General features: G+C 41.0%; 24 protein-coding genes and 1 riboswitch. Of the genes, 22 read left to right on the top strand and 2 right to left on the bottom strand.

Going from position 1 to position 24159, the window contains the following annotated elements; genetic code table 11:
- Positions 1-5 precede the first annotated feature (5 nt).
- The 4 genes from fni to ychF all read left to right on the top strand — a co-directional run bounded on the left by fni (position 6) and on the right by ychF (position 4814).
- Positions 6-1058: a type 2 isopentenyl-diphosphate Delta-isomerase gene (fni, locus tag QCD85_RS19555; RefSeq protein ID WP_274171736.1), complete on the top strand. Its 1053-nt coding sequence runs from the start codon at positions 6-8 to the stop codon at positions 1056-1058.
- Between the two features lie 129 nt (positions 1059-1187).
- Positions 1188-1679 carry a hypothetical protein gene (locus QCD85_RS19560; protein ID WP_301263644.1) on the top strand — a complete coding sequence of 164 codons (492 nt, stop codon included), beginning with the start codon at positions 1188-1190 and terminating at the stop codon, positions 1677-1679.
- Between the two features lie 201 nt (positions 1680-1880).
- The gene (locus QCD85_RS19565) at positions 1881-3620 is read left to right on the top strand and encodes a methyl-accepting chemotaxis protein (RefSeq protein WP_301263645.1); all 1740 of its coding nucleotides are present in this window, start codon (positions 1881-1883) and stop codon (positions 3618-3620) included.
- A gap of 93 nt (positions 3621-3713) precedes the next feature.
- On the top strand, positions 3714-4814 hold the full coding sequence (gene ychF, locus QCD85_RS19570) for a redox-regulated ATPase YchF (protein ID WP_273613792.1): 1101 nt from the start codon (positions 3714-3716) through the stop codon (positions 4812-4814).
- A gap of 113 nt (positions 4815-4927) precedes the next feature.
- Here the strand turns inward: ychF and QCD85_RS19575 are convergent, their stop codons facing one another.
- Both QCD85_RS19575 and QCD85_RS19580 read right to left on the bottom strand, forming a co-directional pair.
- Complete coding sequence (locus tag QCD85_RS19575; RefSeq protein ID WP_301263646.1) at positions 4928-5785, bottom strand: hypothetical protein; 858 nt, start codon at positions 5783-5785, stop codon at positions 4928-4930.
- Between the two features lie 279 nt (positions 5786-6064).
- The gene (locus QCD85_RS19580; RefSeq protein ID WP_301263647.1) at positions 6065-7051 is read right to left on the bottom strand and encodes an aldo/keto reductase; all 987 of its coding nucleotides are present in this window, start codon (positions 7049-7051) and stop codon (positions 6065-6067) included.
- Between the two features lie 402 nt (positions 7052-7453).
- On the opposite strand from QCD85_RS19580, the gene prfA reads away from it, so the two are divergent.
- The 18 genes from prfA (at position 7454) to atpD (ending at position 24157) form a co-directional block, all read left to right on the top strand.
- Positions 7454-8521 carry a peptide chain release factor 1 gene (gene prfA, locus QCD85_RS19585; RefSeq protein WP_273613789.1) on the top strand — a complete coding sequence of 356 codons (1068 nt, stop codon included), beginning with the start codon at positions 7454-7456 and terminating at the stop codon, positions 8519-8521.
- Positions 8522-8552: 31 nt separating this feature from the next.
- Positions 8553-9428 (top strand): peptide chain release factor N(5)-glutamine methyltransferase, encoded by an 876-nt coding sequence (prmC, locus tag QCD85_RS19590; RefSeq protein WP_301263669.1) that lies wholly within the window; start codon positions 8553-8555, stop codon positions 9426-9428.
- 25 nt (positions 9429-9453) lie between these two features.
- Positions 9454-10635 (top strand): FtsW/RodA/SpoVE family cell cycle protein, encoded by a 1182-nt coding sequence (locus QCD85_RS19595; RefSeq protein ID WP_301263648.1) that lies wholly within the window; start codon positions 9454-9456, stop codon positions 10633-10635.
- Positions 10636-10667: 32 nt separating this feature from the next.
- Positions 10668-11780: an L-threonylcarbamoyladenylate synthase gene (locus tag QCD85_RS19600; RefSeq protein ID WP_301263649.1), complete on the top strand. Its 1113-nt coding sequence runs from the start codon at positions 10668-10670 to the stop codon at positions 11778-11780.
- A 104-nt stretch (positions 11781-11884) separates the two neighbouring features.
- A complete protein-coding gene (locus QCD85_RS19605; RefSeq protein WP_204826270.1) occupies positions 11885-12472 on the top strand; it encodes a low molecular weight protein arginine phosphatase in 588 nt (195 codons plus the stop codon).
- A gap of 68 nt (positions 12473-12540) precedes the next feature.
- Positions 12541-12624: riboswitch (ZMP/ZTP riboswitch) on the top strand.
- 183 nt (positions 12625-12807) lie between these two features.
- Positions 12808-13383 carry a TIGR01440 family protein gene (locus tag QCD85_RS19610; protein WP_273613786.1) on the top strand — a complete coding sequence of 192 codons (576 nt, stop codon included), beginning with the start codon at positions 12808-12810 and terminating at the stop codon, positions 13381-13383.
- A gap of 78 nt (positions 13384-13461) precedes the next feature.
- Positions 13462-14712 (top strand): serine hydroxymethyltransferase, encoded by a 1251-nt coding sequence (glyA, locus tag QCD85_RS19615; RefSeq protein WP_273613785.1) that lies wholly within the window; start codon positions 13462-13464, stop codon positions 14710-14712.
- Between the two features lie 478 nt (positions 14713-15190).
- Positions 15191-15820: a uracil phosphoribosyltransferase gene (gene upp, locus QCD85_RS19620; RefSeq protein WP_069328681.1), complete on the top strand. Its 630-nt coding sequence runs from the start codon at positions 15191-15193 to the stop codon at positions 15818-15820.
- Positions 15821-15840: 20 nt separating this feature from the next.
- Positions 15841-17013, top strand: a complete 1173-nt coding sequence (gene wecB, locus QCD85_RS19625) for a non-hydrolyzing UDP-N-acetylglucosamine 2-epimerase (RefSeq protein WP_301263650.1) — start codon at positions 15841-15843, stop codon at positions 17011-17013.
- Between the two features lie 167 nt (positions 17014-17180).
- Entirely contained in the window at positions 17181-17426 is a 246-nt protein-coding gene (locus QCD85_RS19630) for an AtpZ/AtpI family protein (RefSeq protein WP_273613783.1), read from the top strand.
- The gene (locus QCD85_RS19635) at positions 17419-17832 is read left to right on the top strand and encodes an ATP synthase subunit I (RefSeq protein WP_273613782.1); all 414 of its coding nucleotides are present in this window, start codon (positions 17419-17421) and stop codon (positions 17830-17832) included. The genes QCD85_RS19630 and QCD85_RS19635 overlap by 8 nt, the downstream gene beginning before the upstream one ends.
- Positions 17825-18619 carry a F0F1 ATP synthase subunit A gene (gene atpB, locus QCD85_RS19640; protein ID WP_204826276.1) on the top strand — a complete coding sequence of 265 codons (795 nt, stop codon included), beginning with the start codon at positions 17825-17827 and terminating at the stop codon, positions 18617-18619. Before QCD85_RS19635 ends, atpB begins: the two co-directional genes overlap by 8 nt.
- Before the next feature lie 145 nt (positions 18620-18764).
- A complete protein-coding gene (gene atpE / locus QCD85_RS19645) occupies positions 18765-18989 on the top strand; it encodes a F0F1 ATP synthase subunit C (RefSeq protein ID WP_069328676.1) in 225 nt (74 codons plus the stop codon).
- Positions 18990-19096: 107 nt separating this feature from the next.
- The gene (gene atpF, locus QCD85_RS19650) at positions 19097-19582 is read left to right on the top strand and encodes a F0F1 ATP synthase subunit B (protein WP_069328675.1); all 486 of its coding nucleotides are present in this window, start codon (positions 19097-19099) and stop codon (positions 19580-19582) included.
- The gene (locus QCD85_RS19655) at positions 19579-20127 is read left to right on the top strand and encodes a F0F1 ATP synthase subunit delta (RefSeq protein WP_273613781.1); all 549 of its coding nucleotides are present in this window, start codon (positions 19579-19581) and stop codon (positions 20125-20127) included. The genes atpF and QCD85_RS19655 overlap by 4 nt, the downstream gene beginning before the upstream one ends.
- 15 nt (positions 20128-20142) lie before the next feature.
- Positions 20143-21657, top strand: coding sequence for a F0F1 ATP synthase subunit alpha (gene atpA, locus QCD85_RS19660; RefSeq protein ID WP_273613780.1), 1515 nt, complete (start codon positions 20143-20145; stop codon positions 21655-21657).
- 135 nt (positions 21658-21792) lie between these two features.
- Positions 21793-22662, top strand: coding sequence for an ATP synthase F1 subunit gamma (gene atpG / locus QCD85_RS19665; protein WP_273613779.1), 870 nt, complete (start codon positions 21793-21795; stop codon positions 22660-22662).
- A gap of 94 nt (positions 22663-22756) precedes the next feature.
- Positions 22757-24157 carry a F0F1 ATP synthase subunit beta gene (gene atpD / locus QCD85_RS19670; RefSeq protein WP_204826280.1) on the top strand — a complete coding sequence of 467 codons (1401 nt, stop codon included), beginning with the start codon at positions 22757-22759 and terminating at the stop codon, positions 24155-24157.
- Positions 24158-24159: the final 2 nt, after the last annotated feature.

Below are 24159 nucleotides of genomic sequence, written 5' to 3' on the forward strand. Positions count from 1 at the left end.
GCACAATGAACTCTAAAGAAATCATACCCGAAGGACAGATCGCAGATCGTAAAAGTGCTCATGTCCGTCTTTGTCTGGAAGAAGATGTAGCAGGAGAAGGCGTGACTTCTGGTTTTGAAAATTATCATTTTCGCCATCAAGCATTACCTGAGCTCGATTTTGCTCAAATTTCACTGCATACCTCTTTTCTTAATCAACCTGTCGCTACACCGTTACTCATCAGTTCGATGACAGGTGGAAGCCAAGCAACAGGCGATATTAACAAACGATTAGCCACAGTAGCAGAGCAACGTGGTTGGGCAATGGGACTCGGTTCTGTACGAGCTGCTATTGAGCATGATGAGTTAGCCGCTACATTCAATGTGCGTCAACAAGCGCCGACTATTCCGATTATAGCGAATCTAGGAGCAGTACAGTTGAATTACGGATTTGGGATTGATCAATGTCGACGTGCAGTTGATCTTGCCGAAGCCAGTGCATTGGTGCTTCATTTGAACAGTTTGCAGGAAGTCTTTCAGCCTGAAGGTAATGTGAATTTTGCAGGATTGTTAATACAGATTGAACAGATGGCTAAACAGTTAGAAGTACCGATCGGGATCAAAGAAGTCGGTTGGGGTATTGATGGTGAGACAGCACGCTTGCTAGTAGATGCAGGGGCATCTTTTATTGATGTGGCAGGTGCAGGTGGAACGTCATGGAGTCAGGTGGAGAAGTTCCGCAGTATTGATCCTGTACGCCGCGCAGCCGCAGAAGCTTTTGCAGGTTGGGGAACACCGACAGCAGAGTGTATTGTCGATGTGCGTCAAGCGTTACCCGATATGACAGTCATCGGTAGTGGTGGACTCAAAAATGGAGTCGATGCCGCCAAAGCGATTGCTTTAGGAGCAGACTTTGCCGGATTCGGAAGATCATTATTAGGAGCGGCTGTAGAATCGACAGAAGCGTTGGAACAAGTGCTTGCACAGGTAGAGTTTGAATTATCTGCGGCTATGCTAGGTGTGGGAGCAGGAGATATCGCTGCACTACAATCGACAACACGCTTGCGTTCAAGATTTTAAGTACTAGACTGATTTACTCGGAATTGTTAATTTCTTTACGATGACATACAATTCGATCTTGTTCACCTCTCTATCTCTTGTTAGAAATTAAAATAAATAGTAATCCTTTGTGGCAGAAAGGAGCAGAATATGGCTGTATCTGAAGCAGAACAAGCACGTCAACAAACCATTCAAACCATTGCAGAACGTTATCAACCTCTTTTTAAATATTTGAAAAGCAAAAAATGTCTTCGCCAGAAAAGTGGCGATTTTACATTTGATATTTCATTTACAGGCTCCAAGTATGGCGAATTACGTGTGTTTGTAAGTGTAGAGACCTCTATAGCTCCTCCAGATGCCAATTGTATTTTTATCAGTCCGATTGTGAATTTGACGCGTAAATACAAAAAGATAGATAGTTATCATGTCATAACTACCAGCGAGCGAGAACGGGTGATTGAAGAAATTTGTCGGTATATCGATGAGTTTGTTTTGCCGTTTTTTGCACGTTTTGAGAATATTGAAGTTCTTTCACAAGAAGTCTCCAAGCAAGGATTTTTACCTCATCGCAAAAATTGGGATCGGTTCAGTCTGACCACCAAGCGCTTTTTAGAATTATATCCTCCTTCTCCTTCATCGTAGTCAGGTATACGGTACAATTTGAAATCCAAAAGTAAGTGGATTTCTATGTTCATTGTTGAAATATGTCATGAAATTTTCAGAAAATAGGAGAAAATAACTACTTTTTTTGCGGATTCTATTCATAACTTACATCTTTTGTACGATATATATGTAGTTAGACATCGTGAGGACTACAGATATAGGTATGAGGGGGCACCATCAATGAAAAGAGGTAAAAACGTTAAGTTAGGGTTACGCTTAAAATTGTATCTTATGATTATCTTGCCATTGATTGTAGTGGCTGTAGTAACATTGTTTATTACGCAAATATTAATTAAAGATGCTTCTTTATCTACAATGCAATACAACAATCAAAAGCTAGCTGAAAATACGATTGCTAATCTTAATATAGCTGATATTCAAAAGCTAGGCAGTAGTAATAATCCAGAGCAGCTTAAAGAATATCGTGATCTTCGTAGCCAGCTTACAATGTTACGTCAGGAAACCGGATCATTATATATTTATTTGTTTAACTATGTAGACGGAAAATGGTTTTACACAGTAGATGGAGCAGCATGGGATGATGAAGACTATAGCAAATACGGAGACGAATTTGAATTTAGTTCGGGGATTGCTCCAGAAGTATTATCTCATCAAATGGTTACGACAGATGTAGCGACCGATCCGACATGGGGCGAATTATTTTCAACCTTTGCTCCGATCAAAGATCAAAGCGGTCAGACTATAGGATACTTAGGAATTGATATTTCAGCGAATGCAGTAAATGCGGTCTATTCCAATACATTAAAACAAGCCTATCAAATGGTGATTCCTGTATTTGCAATCGTGTTATTGATCTCAATTTTGTGTGCGATGGCATTTATTCGCCGGATGTTACGTCAAGTTGGCGAGATTCAATCCAGTATGGAACAGGTGACTAAAGGTGATCTTACTGTTAGCTCCAAACGGATAACAGGCGATCAATTAGGAGATATCAGTGACTTGAATAATGCAATGGTCGCTCATATTACCGATATGATTACGAATATTCAGCAAGGTTCACATACATTGCAAGAATCATCACAATACATTTCCAAAGTCTCTACAGGTACATTACGCCAGACAGAAGAATTATCACGTGCGATTCATGAGATTGCTACAGGTTCTACACAACAAGCAGAGCAGACCGAAGAAGCGGTACAGCATTCAGAGCGATTAGGGCAGATTATTGATGAAGTGCGAAGTTATGTAGAGCGCTTCGGAGATACGGCTCGCCAGCTTACTCAAGTGCGTGAACAAGTGACACACGAACATCAACGACTGCTAGAACAAGGCAAGCAAAATGTACAACAAATGGAGCAGATGCAGTTAATGTCTCGTGCTCTAGCAGAGCAATCTCAAGAAGCAGCTAACGTTAGTGGACAAGTACAAAGTATTGTCAAACAAACGCAAATTCTAGCGCTTAATGCTTCGATTGAAGCTTCTCGTGCAGGTGAAGCTGGTAAAGGATTTGCAGTAGTAGCAAGTGAAATGCGTAGTCTAGCACAACAGTCGGAAGATTCGATTCGTGAAATAGATACGATTTTAGGTAGCTTTGTTGAGCAAATCGGTGGTATGGGTCACCGCTTCGATCTCACGATGAAGTCTGTTAATCAACAAGAATCACAAATTGAAGAATGTATGCAGACTTTTGAACAGGTGAGTCAAGTATCAGATGAAGTACAAGGATTGGCTGTTAATCTAGCAGAACGCACTGCACATATGCAGAATTTACGCCATGAAGTAGAAGAACAGCTTAGTTATATCGCTTCGGCTACGGAAGAAACGTCTGCGATGACAGAAGAAGTATCTGCTAGTGCGCAAGAACAAGAACAGTCTGTCACTGAATTATCAACAATCTCTCAAAATCTAACAACACTGTCCAGTCAACTTCAATCTTTGACGAATAAATTTATTGTATAGTTGTTTGCCACACCGCAGGTTCTCATATATAATGAGTGTGGAAATTCATGTTCGTTTATTTATAAATTCAGATCAATAGGAGTTGTCATATAAATGGCTTTGAAAGCAGGTATTGTCGGATTGCCGAACGTTGGTAAATCTACTCTTTTTAATGCAATTACACAAGCAGGTGCAGAATCTGCGAACTATCCTTTCTGCACGATCGATCCTAACGTAGGTATTGTAGAAGTTCCAGATGAGCGTCTAGACAAATTGACAGAATTGGTTGTACCTAAGAAAACGGTACCGACTGCTTTTGAATTTGTAGATATCGCAGGTTTGGTACGTGGAGCAAGTAAAGGCGAAGGATTGGGTAACAAATTTTTGGCTCATATCCGTGAAGTAGATGCAATTGTGCATGTAGTTCGTTGTTTTGAAGATGAAAATATTACACACGTTGATGGCAAAATCGATCCAATCAGCGATATCCAGACGATTAATCTGGAATTGATTTTGGCTGACTTGGATAGTGTAGAGAAACGCATCGAGCGCTCTCGCAAAAACATCAAAGGCGGTAACAAACAAATCGCTCAAGAAGTAGAAGTATTAGAGCGTATCAAAGAATCGTTGTATAACGATATGCCAGCTCGTAGTATTGAGCTAAGCGAAGACGAGCGTCTATTGGTTCGTGATCTTCATTTGCTCACAATGAAGCCTGTATTGTATGCGGCTAATGTGAGTGAAGATGGCGTAACAGAAGCAGATAGTAATCCGTATGTGCTGAAAGTAAAAGAATTTGCCGAAGCTGAAAATGCAATGGTTGTACCGATCAGTGCAAAAGTAGAAGCAGATATCTCTGAACTGGAAGAAGAAGACAAAGCGATGTTCTTAGAAGAGCTAGGTCTAGCTGAATCCGGTCTTAACCGTCTGATCAAAGCAGCTTACCAATTGCTAGGTCTATACACGTACTTTACAGCAGGTGTACAAGAAGTACGCGCTTGGACAATCCGCAAAGGAACCAAAGCTCCTGGAGCAGCAGGTGTAATTCATACTGACTTTGAACGCGGATTTATCCGTGCAGAAGTAGTGGGCTATGAAGATCTTGTGAATGCTGGTTCTATGAACGGTGCTAAAGAACGCGGACAATTGCGTTTGGAAGGTAAAGAATATTTGGTTAAAGATGGCGATGTTATGCATTTCCGCTTTAACGTATAAGATTAATCTTTTCATCAGATTTGCTTTCAATATAAATGACCAGCCTTTGAGGTTGCTCATACACAAAGAGTCTCGTTTTTCCTAGAGGAATACGAGACTCTTTTTTTGTTGATTTAAGGTTGACGTAGAAAAGGAAGATAAGGCTCTGGGTAAGATGACAGATCGCCATGAAATTCATATGCTACAAAAGCCGGATGATCTCGATGTGGGAATCCTGTGAATGTGGGATCTTCCCATATTTTGGCATCTAAGGCATAGAGCAATGTACCAATGAACCGTTGAATAATACTATACGAACGAGTTTTCGAATATCGATTGAATTGCCGATTTATCCCGTACCCTATCACTAGCATGGTTCCTAAAGACGTGTATTTTTGAAAGTCTAATCCACCTGCTAAAATGGCAAGTTGCTTGATTTCACTTAATGGTATAGCTGTAAAAAAGAAATCTTCTTCAGGTTTTTGAATGCCGACAATCAATTCTACAGGTGTAACTGCATAAAAATATAATTCTTTTTTGGGATCAGTAACCAGTTTTAAAGTTTCGTTTACATGTATATTTATTTTTGAAGATTCAAAGTTACTTTCTATATCCCAAATCTCCTCTTCAGGTAAAATAATATTGTGTCTGCTTAACTTATTAATCATTTTCATTTTTTGCTCATTAAATCTACTGTCTTTTTTCTGTTTGAAAAAATGTAAAATAAAAATACTTACAGCAAGAATAAGTAAAATCCAAATATTATACATTTGATTCAGCAATAGAGCTATCAAAAAGAGTCCCAGTGACACTTGAAAAAATAAGATTCTAGCATTAATTTGTTTAGGTGTACGTCTATAATAGATGAATTTTTTACCTGTACGATATGGATTAGCTACAACAGTATGTAAATAATTCTCTCTAAACGCTACAACCATTAATACCCAAGTAATCGACATTAGTATGAGGAGACGATAATCTTGTTCGCTCATAGTAATGTAAACCATAAATGTAACTACAACAAAAACAAATAAATGAGTAAGATATAATTTGACTCGACTCCAAAATAATTTCCTATACAAATTCAAAATAATCCTCCTAACAAAGTTTAGTATGTATTTCACTTTTTATTATCGGTAGATGTTCATTAAATGTATAGTGAATATCTATTCCAAATAAAACGTCATAAAAAAGCACCCATTCCGCAGAATGAGCGCTTCTTTAACCTATTGATTTCATATATTGATAAGTACAGACGTTATCCTAAAATCTTAACGGTTCAACATTTTCATACTTTCAGGTGCATAACGTTCACCGACAGCAGAACCTTTAGGAGCCGCTTCATCAATATTTTTCAATTCATCATCTGTTAATTTCACTTGTGTTGCACCGATATTTTCTAACAAATATTTTGTTCTTTTTGTACCTGGAATTGGAGCGATATCTTCACCTTGAGCGAGTAACCATGCGAGTGCCAGTTGAGAAGGTGAACAATCTTTTGTTTTGGCAATCTCTTGGATTCGTTTGACTAGATCTAGATTCTTCTGGAAATTCTCGCCTTGAAAACGTGGAGAATAACGACGGTAATCATCTTCTGCCAAATCTTCAAATGATGTAATCTGTCCTGTCAAAAAGCCACGTCCCAAAGGACTATAAGGAACAAATCCAATCCCTAGTTCACGACAAGTGGGCAAAATCTCATCTTCTACATCACGACTCCAGAGGGAATATTCGGTTTGCAACGCAGAGATCGGATGCGTCTGATGCGCACGACGAATCGTATCCGCTCCGGCTTCAGATAAACCAAGATAGCGAACTTTACCAGCTTGTACAAGATCACTCATTGCGCCAACGGTTTCTTCGATCGGTACATCTGGATCGACACGATGCTGATAATAAAGATCGATCGTATCAAGACCAAGACGTTTGAGACTGTTATCACAAGCTTCTTTTACATATTCAGGACGACCACTAATCCCGACATACGAACCATCTTCATTGCGGACATTACCGAATTTGGTTGCTAGGATGACTTGATCTCGATTTTGTTGCATAAAAGGACCAATCAATTTCTCATTTGCCCCTACACCGTACATATCTGCTGTATCAAAAAAGGTAACTCCATTATCAAGTGCGACTTGCAAGGTGTGTAGTGCTTCTTTTTCATCGATCTCACCGTAAAATTCGGACATACCCATACAACCTAGACCCAGTGTCGAGACTTGCAATCCTTGTGAACCTAATTTTCGTTGATCCATGAATACAGCTCCTTGTGATCAATAGAGTAACGATCTTTGTTTATCATAATCGATAAAAGAACGCCCTTTAGTATTTACCCATGTTTATGCTCGAACGCCTACACCGATAATCTGTTAAGCACATATAAAATGTGTATGTTGTGACATATAACTTTCTTTATTATAGTCTTATTGATCTGAAGTATTCAAATCAGCCGATAATCGCTAAAAAAAAGTACAGTGGCGCCGTAATTAAGGATATGAAATGGTTACTTCTTGTGCTATAATTAAGAGTCGTAACCACTAATATTTCCCAATATTATGTGTGCGATGAGAATGAATGATGATGTTTGTTTTGATGATGGTCTATGTAAAGTGAAACTGCGAACTTAGCAGATTGAATAAAAGAAGAGGTGGATTTCCGTGTTAGATCGTTTACAAGCATTAGCGGACCGCTATGATAAATTGAGCGAGTTATTGTGTGACCCTGACGTAGCAAGTGATTCCAAGCGTTTGAGAGACTTATCCAAAGAGCAATCTGATCTACAACCAACCTATGAAGCATATATCGAATACCGTAAAGTTACCGAAGAATTAGATGCGGCTAAAGTCATGCAAGGCGAGAAGTTGGATGATGAGATGCGTGAAATGGTGAAAATGGAGATTGATGAACTTTCAGCTCGCAAAGATGAGTTAGAAGCTCAAATTCATATTTTACTATTACCTAAAGATCCTAACGATGATAAAAACGTAATTGTTGAGATCCGCGGAGCAGCAGGTGGAGATGAAGCGGCTTTATTTGCAGCCGACCTTTACCGTATGTACACTCGTTATGCAGATACTCAAGGCTGGCGTGTTGAAATGATGGATGCGAGTACGAGTGATCTAGGTGGATTCAAAGAAGTTACGTTCTTGATCAATGGACGCGGTGCATACAGCAAGCTGAAATTCGAAAGTGGTGCACATCGTGTACAACGTATTCCTACAACTGAATCCGGTGGACGTATCCATACATCGACTTCTACTGTAGCTGTTATGCCAGAAGCAGAAGAATTAGAAATTGAAATTCATGATCGTGATATTCGTGTAGATACGTTCTGTTCAAGTGGAGCAGGTGGACAGTCTGTAAATACGACGAAATCGGCTGTACGTGTAACGCATATGCCTACAGGAATTATGGCGACTTGTCAGGATGGTAAGTCTCAGAACTCCAACAAAGATAAAGCATTGCAAGTACTTCGTGCGCGTATCTCGGATATGATGCGTCAAGAAGAAGAAGCAAAATATGCAGGCGAGCGTAAAAGTAAAGTAGGTACAGGCGATCGTAGCGAACGTATCCGTACGTACAATTTCCCACAAAGTCGTGTAACCGATCACCGTATCGGTCTAACGATGCACCGTCTGGATCAAATTATGAATGGTGAGATTGAAGATATCGTATCTGCATTGACGTTAGCAGAACAAGCAGATTTGATGGAAAAAGAGGCATAATCTATTGGTACAACAGACAGAACAATTTACGATGAAGCCAGAACAAAGTATACGGGAAGCCTATGTTGAGGCTTCTTCTTTTTTAAGCGCTCATCACGTAATGGAACCTGAATCGAACAGTCGTCTTTTGTTAGAATGGGTGCTTGGATTAGAAGGCTCTGCTTTTTATATGGCGATGTTTGAACCTTTTCCGTATGATAAGCAATCCCTATGGCAAGAAGTCATTATGCGTAAAGTGTCAGGAGAACCGGCACAATATATTATCGGTGAGCAAGAATTTTATGGGGAACGCTTTATCGTGACTCCTGCTGTATTGATCCCTCGTCCTGAGACTGAATTATTAGTCGAAGCCATTGTAAAGATCGGTCAACGATTGATGGTAGAACGTGAAGATCAATCGCCTGTTGTATGTGCAGATATCGGCACTGGCAGTGGAGCGATAGCATTAACGATTGCGCGTATGTGTCCGACATGGCAAGTGTGGGCAAGTGATATTTCACCTGATGCACTGGCAGTCGCCAAGCAAAATAGTATTCAACAACAGACACCGATCTCATGGCATGAAGGTAATTTGTTAGAGCCTTTTGCCGGTCAGCATATTGATATTTTGGTATCTAATCCGCCGTATATTCCAGATGCCGATATTTTGGCATTGCAACCGGAAGTGAAAGATTATGAGCCAATGACTGCACTTGCAGGAGGACCGGATGGATTAGGGCCTTATCGCATGATGATGACGCAATTAGCTTTGTTACCTGCTTTGCCCAAAGTGATTGGTTTTGAGCTAGGAATTGGACAAGCACAGGATGTAGCAGATATGGTTAGAGTAGCAGGTTATGAACATATTGAGATTATTGCTGACCTTGCAGGTATTGAACGGCATGTCATAGGTATAAAAGAAAGTTAAGGTTGAACCGGAAAAGGGGGCAGACATGATCGCCAAGCTTAAAAGAATAGATTGGAATTTATTTACCATTCTGCTAGTTATGATGGGAGTCAGTATTGCTGTAATTTACAGTGCTACTCATAGTACGCCCAAGTTTGCCAATTCGACAGAGCGGATGATTTTTTACTATATTGCAGGATTTGTAGTCTTTTTTGTAATGTCGATGGTTAATTACCGGTTCTGGCTCAAATATTCTCTTTATATTTATGGCGCAGGGTTAGCATTACTATTGCTCGTTATGGTTATAGGACAGACGCTCAATAATGCGCAAGGTTGGCTTAGTATAGGCGGTCTTAGTTTGCAACCAGCCGAGTTATTCAAAATGGTATTGATTTTATTTCTAGCGACATTGCTTGCTCGTAAAGAACAATTGAAATTGTTATTCTGGCGTGATGTTACACCGCTAGTGGCTATTACATTTATTCCTTTTGCTTTAGTAATGGCTCAAAATGATCTGGGTAATGCGCTCAGTTATCTGATTATTATGATGGCACTACTTTGGATCGGTAATATTAAATACACTCAAGCTATTTTATTTACTTCTTTAGCAATAGTTATGGTGATTGTTGGAATTCGTAGTTATGTGGCATATCACGATAACATCAAAACCTATCTAAAGCATATCCATCGTGATCACTGGATGGAACGTCTTGATCCCTGGTTAATGCCTGATCAAGCGACAGAGAAAGCGATCTACCATACACGTAATGCGAAGCTTGCTATTGCATCCGGTGGACTTAGTGGAGAAGGCTATATGAAAGGAACATCGGTTCAATCCGATCGTGTTCCATTAACGTATTCTGATTCTATTTTTGTAGTGGTTGCAGAAGAGTTTGGATTTATAGGAGCAGCTATTTTACTCTTGCTGTATTTCACCTTAATTCATCGCTTAATTCTCGTATCGTTAGAATGCCGGGAACGAGCAGGGCCGTATATTATTATCGGAATAGTAGCGATGTTGCTGTATCAGATTTTTGAAAATATCGGTATGTTTATCGGAATTATGCCATTGACCGGTATTACATTGCCATTTATCAGTTTTGGTGGTACATCATTGGTGATGAATATGGCATGTATGGGCTTGGTCATGAGTATACGAATTCACAATCAAGAAGATAACGATGAAGTTTCGGTTAATGTCACTCAGCGTTATGCATTGAATAAATAATGTAAATGTAATGAGCAAGGAGGCATGAGATGATGAACAACCAGACAGAGAATAGCAGTGACAAGCCTCAAGCTGTTCAAGCTAATTCTCTGTGTACATGTTGGGATGTGCGTCATTCAGAGCATATAAAACAACAATTAAGCGAAGCCGGACAGATTTTGGCAAATGGCGGTATTGTCGCTTTTCCTACAGAAACAGTATATGGACTTGGAGCAGATGCCCGCAATACACATGCGGTAGCATCTGTTTTTACTGCCAAAGGAAGACCGTCAGATAATCCGTTAATTGTGCATATTTCGCATATGGATCAATTGGGATCGTTGGTGTCTGAGATTCGACCGTTGGAACAGACATTGATGGATCATTTCTGGCCTGGACCGTTAACATTAGTAATGCCTGTACGCCCTGATACAGTTTCTCCATTAGTAACAGCAGGATTAAATACAGTTGCAATTCGTATGCCAGATCATCCTATAGCTTTAGGATTGATTAGCGCTTCTGGGTGTCCTCTGGCGGCTCCGAGTGCGAATCAGTCCGGTCGTCCTAGTCCAACTACAGCAGCTCATGTGATCGAAGATTTGTCTGCTGTGATTGATGGAGTGGTCGATGGCGGTAGTGCAGGGATTGGCGTAGAATCGACTGTTATTCAGGTACAAAACGATCATACAATTATGATTCTTCGTCCGGGTGGTATAACAGAAGAACAATTATCCTCATTTGCCACTCAAGTGATACGCGATCCTGCGCTACAAGATTCTTCTCTTGAACTAACCCCGCGTTCACCAGGGATGAAATATACACATTATGCTCCTCAAGGATCAATGACAATTGTGATGGGAGAGCACGATGAAGTAGTCAATCAATATATACAGCAACAGATTGTACAAGCTCAAGCACGTGGTGAGAAAACAGGTGTACTTGTATTTGATGAAACGAATATCAATAGTGCGAATACAGTAGTATTATCGCTGGGAAGTCGGCATTCGCTTGCCGAAGCGGCGAACCGATTGTATGCGGCTTTGCGTATATTAGATAGCGAAGGTGTTACATTTATTATGGCGCAAGGTTGTGATCAGCAGGGGGTAGGAGTAGCGGTAATGAACCGTTTATCCAAAGCTGCAGGCGGTCAGATTATTTATGTATGAAAATAGTGAATACATGCGTCAAATTTGGTATAATGATTGATACGGAATGATTATCTTTCCGGTAATCTAAGTCTCACATTATAATGATACGGGAGGTACAGAGAATGCATCACATATTGTTCGTTTGTACCGGTAACACCTGTCGAAGCCCTATGGCGGAAGGTTTTATGCGTAAGCTTGCGAGTGAGCGCGGTGTCGATGTGGAGGTTCGTTCAGCCGGTGTAGCTGCTGTAGATGGAATGTCTGTATCCCGTCATGCCGACGCGGTTCTCAAAGATCATAATATACATGAACAATTATTATCTTCCTCTTTGACTGGTGCAACAATTCATTGGGCAGATCTTATACTCACATTAACAGGGAGTCACAAGCAACATGTGATTCGCAATTTTCCAGAGTCGGCAGGCAAAGTGTACACGTTGAAGGAATATGCTGAAAATGATCACAAAGTGCTACGCGATCTCAAAGAACTGGATAGCTTATATGCAACGATTGAAATGAATCGTTCATTGGGCGAAGAAGTCAATCCAGCAGATCGTCAGCGGTTGATCGAGATTCAACAGCGGATTCCAAGCTTCGATATTGTTGATCCTTTTGGTGGTAGTCGTGATGATTATGAAGTGGCAGCAGCCGATATTCGTAATGCTTTAGAAAAGTTACTCGACAAAATTCAAGCGTACCGGACACAATAAGATAGACGTTAATTTTAGAATAGATATTGATTTTACGAAAAACATGTCTTATGATGTAACTCATAAGAGAGATCCGATGTAACTGGCGACGAGAGTGGAGATGAACCACGATGGAGCATCGGAACATACGGCCGGTCGCCTGGGCAAAAGAGCAGACGTGCGATATTTTTCGCGCACGTTGTGCTCTTTTTTTGTTCTTACAACTTTATATCTTCCACTTCAATCTTATTGTCGCAGTCAGCCCTATGCTTACGCTATAATAAAAAACGAGTGCATTGTACACGTACCTTTTGCAGATAGTGAATAAGCTAAGAAAGCACAAGGAGGATTGAACGATGAGTAATCAGGAAAAATTACAACAGATTCGTCTGGATGCAGCAGCGATCGTACGCGAACTGGCAGAAGAAGCTGGACTAGGTAGTAACAAGTTACTGGTCATCGGTGGAAGTACAAGTGAAATCGCAGGCAAGCATATCGGAACGGCAGGTACATTGGATGTAGCGGAAGCGCTGGTAGAAGGCATTCGCGAAGTTCAAGCAGAATATGGATTCCGTTTGGCTTTTCAATGTTGCGAGCATTTGAATCGAGCACTGGTTATGGAACAAGATACATTAGATCATTACAATTATAACGAAGTAGCGGCAGTACCGATCCCCAAAGCTGGTGGATCGATGGCAACGTATGCGTATCAGACATTTGTTCATCCGTGTTTGGCAGAACAGATTGAAGCTCATGCAGGTATTGATTTTGGGGAGACCCTTATCGGTATGCATTTAAAACGAATAGCTGTTCCTTATCGACCTTCGATTCGGTTTGTAGGCGAAGCTAGAGTGAATGCCGCTCGTACACGTCCTCCTTTAATTGGTGGGGAACGAGCAGTCTACACACCGATGGTTCATGCGGATCGATAAGATCTAATAAGTGATCTATCCTTTTAAATAAGTAATCCAAATGCAGTTATCTAACCGATCTCTAGGAGGAATTATACAATGATGGAGCAATTAAGAAAGAATGATCCGGCAGTACTGGAAGCAATGGGACTTGAACTGAAGCGCCAACGTGATAATATCGAATTGATCGCTTCTGAGAACATCGTTAGTGAAGCTGTTATCGAAGCTTTGGGTTCTGTATTGACGAACAAATATGCAGAAGGTTATCCAGGCAAACGCTACTATGGTGGTTGTGAACATGTGGATGTCGTTGAAGATATCGCTCGTGATCGTGCGAAGCAATTATTCGGTGCAGAACATGTTAACGTACAGCCTCACTCTGGTGCACAAGCGAATATGGCGGTTTACCTGGCAGCCCTCAAACCAGGGGATACTGTTCTAGGGATGAACCTTGCACATGGTGGACATTTAACACATGGTAGCCCTGTAAATGCTTCTGGATTGTTATATAACTTTGTAGCTTATGGCGTACAAGAAGATACATTTTTGATCGATTATGATGAAGTTCGCAAAGCAGCATTCAAACACCGTCCTCGTATGATCGTAGCTGGAGCAAGTGCATACCCGCGTACGATTGATTTTGAAAAATTAGCTTCGATTGCAAATGATGTAGGTGCTCTATTCATGGTGGATATGGCGCATATTGCAGGTCTGGTTGCAGCTGGAGAACATCCAAGCCCTGTACCACATGCTCATTTTGTAACGACTACAACACACAAAACACTTCGTGGACCTCGTGGTGGTATGATTATGTGTACCAAAGCGTGGGCACAAGCGATAGATAAAGCTGTATTCCCGGGTTCACAAGGTGGCCCATTAATGCACGTGATTGCTTCCAAAGCAGTAGCATTTGGAGAAGCATTAGATCCTTCTTTCAAAACGTATGCTCAAAATGTAGTCAAAAATGCAAAAGTGCTTGCACAAACATTGGTAGACGAAGGATTGACTATCGTGTCTGGCGGTACAGATAATCACTTAATGCTTGTAGATACACGCAGCGTGAATATCACAGGTAAAGAAGCAGAACATGTTCTGGATTCTGTAGGCATCACAACGAACAAAAATGCGATTCCTTTCGATCCAACAAGTCCATTTATTACAAGTGGTATCCGTCTAGGAACACCAGCAGCAACTTCACGTGGTATGGATGAAGCAGCTATGGTGAAGATCGGTCAGATTATTGCGATGACTCTCAAATCTCCTAAAGATGAAGCTGTTCTTGCCCAAGCAAGTGCACAAGTAGCTGAACTTACAAGTCAATTTCCTTTGTACCAACAAATGAATTATTAATTTAAAAGTGAATAAACAGTGACTTAACATCGTTAACTTGTATTTTACCGGCAGAAATTCTTATTTCTGTCGGTTTTTCATTATTTTTTTAAAAAAATTTGAAAGATTTACTCCCATTTAAGCAATTTACCATTATAATAGAAAAGACTGGGTGGAAATGATGTAGAATTTGTTTTTATCTGGTAATTGTAAGCGTTATATTGATAAATTCATTATGTTTAATATATTTTGCTATGTGAAAAATCATATGTATTTGAAGCAGTCTGAGGGATGCTTAAAGTGCTCATTCTTAAAAAGAAATAATTCGACAGGATATCGGATGAAATTGCCCACAGGGAATGATATAATAGACGAGGTTTATGGGGCGACATAGTATTCCCCTAATCCTTTTGCTTTGTGGAATGGCCACAAAACCTGATGTGACAGCAAATAGGATGTAGCTAATGTTTATTATTGAAAAGTACCGGAGGGAAAAACCATGGCAAAATTAGTAATATGCGATCATCCTTTAATTCAACACAAATTAACATTTATTCGTGATGTACAGACCAACACGAAAGATTTCCGCGAGCTTGTTGACGAAGTAGCAACATTAATGGCTTACGAAATCACACGTGATATTCCACTTGAATCAATTCCGGTAGAAACACCTGTAATCAAAACAGAAGGCAAAGTCATTTCTGGACGTATGCTTGGATTAATTCCTATTTTACGTGCAGGCTTGGGTATGCTAGATGGCGTACTTAAATTATTGCCAGCTGCTAAAGTTGGACATGTAGGATTGTTCCGCGATCCAGAAACATTCCAACCGGTTGAATATTATGTGAAGCTTCCTACCGATGTACAAGAACGTGAATTGATCGTGATTGATCCGATGTTAGCAACAGGCGGTTCTGCTATTGCTGCGATCGATGTTCTGAAAAAGCGTGGATGCACTCAGATCAAAATGATGAATCTAATCGCTGCTCCTGAAGGAGTAAAAGCTGTTCAAGATGCTCACCCGGATGTAGACATTTATGTGGCTGCATTAGATGAGAAATTGGATGAGCATGGATATATCGTACCTGGACTCGGCGATGCCGGCGACCGTTTGTACGGAACCAAGTAAAGCGAGGTAATCCCAGACTTATGAAAAAAATTAAAGTAATGACAATTTTCGGTGTACGTCCTGAAGCAATCAAAATGGCTCCATTGATTCTGGAATTGCAAAAGCATCCTGAACATATTGAGTCAATCGTTTGCGTAACTGCGCAACATCGTCAAATGTTGGATCAAGTGCTTGAAGTGTTCAATATCACTCCAGATTATGATCTGGATGTTATGAAAGATCGTCAAACTTTGAACGAGATTTCAATGCGTGTACTTAGTGGTCTTGAGCCAGTATTGCAAGAAGTTAAGCCTGATATTGTATTGGTTCATGGAGATACATTGACGACTTTCCTTGCAAGTTATGCTTCATTTATGCAACAGATCAATGTCGGTCACGTAGAAGCAGGATTACGTACGTGGAACAAACTTTCACCGTATCCTGAAGAAATGAATCGTCAATTGACAGGCGTACTTGCAGACTTGCACTTTGCACCTACAAGTTGGTCAGCAGGCAATTTATTGAAAGAAAATAAACTGCCGTCAAGCGTGTATATCACAGGCAACACTGTTACAGATGTGTTTCAATATACTGTACAGCCTGATTATCATCATCCTGTTTTGGAATGGGCAGCAGGGAAACGTCTGATCTTGATGACTGCACATCGTCGTGAATCTCAAGGCGAACCACATCGTAATATTTTCCGCGCGGTCAAGCGTATTGCTGACGAATTTGAAGATATTGCGATTGTGTATCCAGTTCATCCAAGCCCGGCTGTAAAAGAACCTGCTCATGAAATATTAGGCAATCATCCGCGCATTCAGTTGATCGATCCTCTGGATGTTGTCGATTTGCATAATTTTTATCCGCATACTCATCTGATCTTAACGGATTCAGGTGGACTTCAGGAAGAAGCACCTTCATTCGGTGTTCCTGTACTGGTGCTACGTGATACAACAGAGCGTCCAGAAGGAATAGAAGCAGGTACACTTGAAATGGTGGGTACAGATGAAGAGAAGATCTATGAGCGTGCACATGCATTGCTGAGTGACTCTGAACTGTATGCGTCGATGAGTGAAGCTTCCAACCCTTATGGTGATGGTCAGGCATCGCCACGGATTGTCAATGCGATTTTGCATCATTATGGTATTTTAGAGGATCGTCCTGAAGAGTTTCACACAACGTTCAAAAAAGGTCCCACAGCCGTATTGTGAAAAATGATTTCACAGTATACAGTGGTACTGTAGGGTTAGTGTGATAAAACGCTTCATATCAACGATGTTCTGTGAAAGTCTTGCGTTAATGTGTTAAAGGAAGATGGTTTGACAAAGGCTTAGTCGATTCAGTACAATGAACTGGGATTCCGAGGGTGGAGTGTAGGATGGCAGATGAACCCAAATCAAGCAATTCGAGTTCGAACCCCTGGAAAGCGGTTGGACTTGTTAGTGTGATTGGAATAGATTTAGCTGTATGTACACTCGCCGGATTCTGGTTCGGTTCTTGGCTTGATCAAGTATGGCATAGCGCAGGAATAGGAACCGGACTCGGAGTACTTGCAGGTATGATTCTAGGTATTTTCGGTATTGTTCTTATTATTAAGAAAATAGTGGGGGAAACGAATGAATGAAATACCAAGTTACATTTATTGGCTGACCCGGACTACCTTTGTTTTTCTAGCTCTTTGCTTTTTAGCGGTTGCATTCCTGCCTCAATCTCGTCCGATTGCTTTTGGGATGATTATTGGTTCGGCAGTCAGTTATATCAACACCAAATATTTAGCTAAAAAAGTAAGTATGATGACTGAAGCAGCAGCTACAGGTAGAAGAGGACCGAAGGGTTTAGGGTTTGCACAACGTGCAGCAATTTCGATCGGAGCGGTAGTACTTGCTATTGAGTTCCCGCATTTGTTTGAAATTCATGCCCTAGCTGGCAGTTTGGTGTTCGCACCATTCGCGCTAATTGTTATCGGTTATTTCCTTTCTCGCCATGAGCGTGATAACTCCGATAATGAAAGGGGTGAGAAAAATGCATGAATCACCGATGATAAAAGTCGGGGGCATCGATTTTGATTTATCTATCATTATTGCGTTGATTGTTAGTTGTGCTGTAGTGTTTATTTTAGTGAAGCTAGCAACACGTAATCTTTCGGTAGAAAATCCAGGCAAGTTGCAAAACTTTATGGAATGGGTCGTAGAATTCGTTCAAGGACTAATTTCGAGTACGATGGACTACAAAAAAGGAAAGCCTTTTCTTTCTCTCGGTTTGACTTTGATTATGTTCATCTTTGTTAGCAATATGCTTGGGCTTCCATTTGGTTTAGTGTTCGATTACACAAGCGTAGAAAAAGCTACTGCTTTTGGTCAACCATTAACATCTGTAGTGGACGGACTGGCAAAAGGAAGTCATGGTGTGGAAGTCGCTTGGTGGAAATCACCTACAGCTGATGCTGGAGCAGCGATGGGTCTGGCACTAATCGTATTCGTTCTTGTCCATTACTTAGGGATGGTCAGAAATACGAAGTCATACTTCAAACACTATTTCAAACCGTTCTTTTTCTTTTTCCCTATCAATTTGATCGAACAATTCTCCAAACTGTTGACACACGGTATGCGGCTATTCGGTAATATTTTTGCCGGCGAAGTTCTTATTGCTGTATTGCTTAAAATGTCAGGCGTCTGGTACGGAGCTATCGCTTCTGTTGTAGGTCTTATTGTATGGCAAGGATTTAGTATCTTTGTTGGCTCTATCCAAGCCTTTGTCTTCACGATCCTGGCTATGGTATACATATCACAGTCACTAGAGACGGAAGAAGATCACTAAAATACTATCGGCAATTTTCGGCAACTTTTGAATAGTTGGTATCATCAGTCACTGTGTAAGGGTTCAAAGTTCGGAAGTAGGATAACCTTCATACCGGGCTCAATATAAATTTACTATCTCACATATCTTTAAGGAGGATTTTTAAATGGGAGCATTAGCATTTCTAGCAGCTGCTATCGCAGTAGGTTTGGGCGCATTGGGCGCAGGTATTGGTAACGGTCTTATCGTAAGTAAAACGGTTGAAGGTATCGCTCGTCAACCAGAAGCAAAAGCAACATTGCAAACAGTTATGTTTATCGGTGTAGGTTTGGTAGAAGCATTGCCAATCATCGGTGTAGTATTGGCGTTCATTTTCTACGCAGCAGCGTAAATCAAGCACACACATTGGCGGGGAAGGCCACAGCCATCCGCGCCTTCTTTTTAGCGTGCAGGGTACCTGAGAATTATTTAGATGTTTTGAGGAAGGAGTGAGCTGATTTGCATTTTGTATGGAGCAGTCTTGTAGTTACAATTATTGCTTTCCTGATTTTATATTGGTTATTAAGCCGTTATGCATTCGGTCCATTATTCTCTGTTATGGAGAAAAGACGTGAGCTGGTTAAACAGCAAATGGATGAAGCTGCATTAACACGCAGTCAAGCAGCTCAATATGTCGAAGACCAAAAAGCTGCACTTCAACAAGCACGTAAGGACGCTCAAGATATTATTGAGCAATCTCGTCAGACGAGCAATCGTCAAGCTGAACAATTAATTACTCAAGCTAAAGAGGAAACGACGCGTCTTAAAGAAGAAGCGGCTCGTGAAATCGAAAGCGAGAAAAATAAAGCTGTTGCTGCACTTCGCAGTGAAATCGGCGCCGTCTCTGTACAGATCGCTTCTAAAGTACTGGAAAGAGAAGTGGATGCCAAAGCTCAAGATCAGTTGGTTGACAACTATCTGAAAGAAGTAGGGATTAGACAATGAGCCGCGATACAGTAGTATCTACGCGTTATGCCAAAGCCCTTTTCGAATCTGCAACTGAACATGGTACTGTAGAAGAGACGGAACAAGAACTAAAAGCAATCGTTGAAGCTTTTGCACATGATGCAGATCTTCGCAATTTTATAGCCACACCAAATGTATCTTTTGAAGACAAACGTCGCGTGATTGAAACTGCTTTTGCAGGTAAAGTATCACAACCGCTGGTTCATACGATTACATTGTTGATCGAGCGTGGACGATATGGCATATTTGGCGAGTTATTGAATAGTTATACTGCAATTGTAAGTAGAACGCTTAAAGTAGTCGATGCTTTTGTATACACACCTTATCCTTTAGATGAGCGTGAACAAGCAGAAGTGACGGCTAGATTCGGACAACTATCAGGCAAACGGATTCGTGTACAAAATATTGTAGACAAAACTCTTCTTGGCGGACTTAAAGTCGTCATCGGAGACATGCTGTACGATGGAAGTCTTTCAGGCAAGTTAAATCGTCTGGAAAAGTCTTTTCAAAGACAAGCACAGTAGATAGGGGGGACTGACTTGAGTATCAGACCTGAAGAAATCAGTACGTTGATTAAAAGTCAAATCGAGCAATACAAAAACGATATTGAAGTCGTTGAAGTTGGAACAGTTATCCAAGTAAGTGATGGTATTGCCCGTGTATACGGTTTGCAAAATGCAATGTCAGGCGAACTTCTTGAGTTCTCTAACGGCGTAATGGGTATGGCTTTGAACTTGGAATCCAATAATGTCGGTGTTGTTATCCTTGGGGAGTATTCACAAATTCGTGAAGGCGATCAAGTAAAACGCACAGGACGTATTATGGAAGTTCCAGTAGGGGAAGCTCTTCTAGGTCGCGTTGTCGATCCTTTGGGTCAACCTGTAGATGGTAAAGGTCCTATTGCTGCAACAGAATTCCGTCCTGTTGAAGGCGGAGCACCTGGTGTTATTGACCGTAAATCGGTTCATGAGCCTATGCAAACAGGTATCAAAGCGATCGACGCTATGGTTCCTATCGGTCGTGGTCAACGTGAGTTGATTATCGGTGACCGTCAAACAGGTAAAACAGCGATTGCTATCGATGCAATCATTAACCAAAAAGGTCAAAACGTAAAATGTATTTATGTAGCGATTGGTCAAAAACAATCAACTGTTGCTCAAGTTGTAGAAACACTTCGTCGTCATGGCGCATTGGAGTACACTATTATCGTAACAGCTGCTGCTTCTGATCCTTCACCACTTCTATACATCGCTCCATATGCAGGTTGTGCAATGGGTGAATACTTTATGTATAAAGGCGAGCATGCTTTGATTATTTATGATGATTTGTCCAAACAAGCGGCAGCTTATCGTGAATTGTCCTTGCTACTTCGTCGTCCACCGGGTCGTGAAGCATTCCCAGGTGACGTGTTCTATCTTCACTCCCGTTTGCTAGAGCGTGCGGCTAAGCTTAGTGATGCAAAAGGTGGCGGTTCTTTAACAGCATTGCCATTTATTGAAACGCAAGCTTCTGACGTATCTGCTTATATTCCTACAAACGTAATCTCGATTACAGATGGACAAATTTTCTTGGAAGCTGATCTGTTCTATGCAGGTCAACGTCCAGCGATTAACGTTGGTATTTCGGTATCTCGTGTTGGTGGTTCTGCTCAGATTAAAGCAATGAAAAAAGTTGCAGGTACACTGCGTCTAGATCTTGCTCAATATCGTGAGCTTCAAGCGTTCTCCCAGTTCGGATCTGACCTTGATAAATCAACAATGTCTCGTCTAAATCGTGGTGCACGTATGATGGAAATTCTAAAACAAGGCGTTAACCAACCATTGTTAGTAGAACAACAGGTAGTGAGCTTGTATACAGCAGTTAAAGGTCATTTAGATGATATTCCGGTTGCAGATGTACGCCGCTTTGAGTCTGAATTCCTTGCTTATATGACAAGCAGCCAGGATGCTGTTTTACAATCGATTCGTGATACAAAAGATTTGACTGCTGATAATGAAAAAGCATTGGTAGATGCAATCAATACCTTCAAAAAAGGTTTTGCTACCTCCAACTAATTTCATTTGATCGAAAATAGATGTTCTGCAATGAAGTTGCTACAGCTCCGATAGCCAATCTGTCGGACTGTGGTCAACCATGATTCAGGAAACAACTTTGAACTTGTTTTCAGAGGGTTAAGGTGGTGAAATCATATGGCTAAAGGTATGCGCGAGATCAAACGTCAGATTAAAAGCGTAGAAAATACAAAACAAATCACCAAAGCAATGGAAATGGTTGCGGCTTCCAAACTTCGTAAAGCACAAGAGAAGGCACAAGCAGCACGCCCATATTCCGATAAATTGCGTGAAGTGGTTGCGAGTATTGCTTCTGGAACAAGAGGCGTATATCATCCGATGTTGGAGAAGCGTCCTGTTAAACGGATTGCTTATCTCGTAGTGACTTCCGACCGTGGACTTGCGGGTGGTTATAATGCCAACATGCTCAAATATGTTAGCAATCAGATCAAGGAAAATCATACATCGACAGATCAGTACGAATTGTTCATCATCGGACGAAAAGGACGCGATTATTTCCGTCGCCGCAATCTTCCTATTACAGAAGAAGTGACAGAATTGACCGACTTTCCGACCTATGCCGATATCAAATCTCTAGCCTACGAGGCTGTTAAAGGATATGAAGAAGGCAGATACGATGAGCTTTACTTATGTTATAACCAGTTTATCAATGCATTAACACAAGTTCCAAGTTCAACTCGTTTGTTGCCAATGGAATCTGTAGAAGTTGCAGAAGAAGATAAACTCAAAGCAAGCTATGAATACGAGCCTTCAGCAGAAGGTGTATTGGAAGTTCTTTTGCCAAAATATGCACAAACACTGATCTACAACGCTTTGCTTGAAGGTAAAGCTAGTGAACAGGGTGCTCGAATGACAGCCATGGGTAGCGCAACGAAGAACGCATCTCAAATGATCAAAGATTTAACACTTGTCTATAACCGTGCTCGTCAAGCATCGATTACACAAGAGATCACTGAGATCGTCGCTGGGGCTAACGCACAAGGCTAATACGGCTTATTAATATAATTATGTACAAGCAAGTGCAATAGCATTGCTTGATGACATCGCTGCATACAGCAAGTCAGTAGGAGGGAAAACGATAATGAACAAAGGTCGCGTTGTAAGTGTAATGGGACCGGTTGTAGACGTAGAATTCGAACGTGGTCAACTTCCGGAAATCCTACACGCGCTCAAAGTCGAAACTACGCTAGATAACGGTAACAAAATCGACTTGACGCTTGAAGTATCGAATCATCTGGGGGATAATCTTGTCCGTTGTATCGCAATGTCTTCCACAGATGGTCTAGTACGTGGACTAGACGCTCTTGATCTAGGTGCTCCTATTTCAGTACCTGTAGGTAACGTAACGTTAGGTCGTGTATTTAACGTATTAGGTCAACCTATCGATGAAGCTGGTGATGTTGTAGCTGAAATCAAAAACCCGATTCACCGTCAAGCTCCTAAATTTGACGAATTGTCTACACAAGCTGAAATTCTTGAAACAGGAATCAAAGTTATCGATTTGCTAGCTCCTTATGCTAAAGGTGGTAAAATCGGTCTGTTTGGTGGTGCTGGTGTAGGTAAAACAGTAACTATTCAAGAATTGATCAATAATATCGCGCAAGAACATGGTGGTATTTCTGTATTTGCTGGTGTTGGTGAACGTACTCGTGAAGGTAATGACCTTTATCACGAGATGAGAGAATCAGGCGTTATCAACAAAACAGCAATGGTATTCGGACAAATGAATGAGCCTCCTGGTGCACGTCTTCGTGTAGCTTTGACAGGTTTGACAATGGCTGAGTATTTCCGTGATGAAGAAGGAAAAGACGTATTGTTGTTCGTTGATAACATTTTCCGCTTTACACAAGCAGGTTCTGAAGTATCTGCATTGCTAGGACGTATGCCATCTGCGGTAGGTTACCAGCCTACACTTGCAACAGAGATGGGTCAATTGCAAGAGCGTATCACTTCTACTAAAAAAGGTTCAGTTACGTCGATTCAAGCGATCTATGTACCAGCGGATGATTATACCGATCCGGCTCCTGCGACTACATTTGCTCACTTGGATGCAACAACGAACTTGGAACGTAAAATCTCTGAAATGGGTATTTTCCCAGCAGTAGATCCACTTGCTTCCAGTTCACGTATCTTGAATCCTGAAATTGTTGGAGAAGAACATTACAATATCGCTCAAGGTGTTAAGCAAATCTTAGCACGTTACCGTGAGCTACAAGATATTATTGCAATTCTGGGTATGGATGAATTGAGTGAAGAAGATAAGTTGACTGTATCGCGTGCGCGTAAAATTCAACGTTTCTTGTCTCAACCGTTCCATGTTGCTGAACAGTTTACTGGAATCAAAGGACGTTATGTACCTGTTAAAGAAACAGTACGTAGCTTCAAAGAGATTTTAGATGGCAAACATGATGATCTTCCAGAAGCAGCATTCCTCTTTGTAGGCACGATTGAAGAAGCAGTGGAAAAAGCAAAAACACTGTAAAT

The organism is Paenibacillus sp. PsM32 (genome assembly GCF_030433815.1).
Classification (GTDB): domain Bacteria; phylum Bacillota; class Bacilli; order Paenibacillales; family Paenibacillaceae; genus Saccharibacillus; species Saccharibacillus kyungheensis.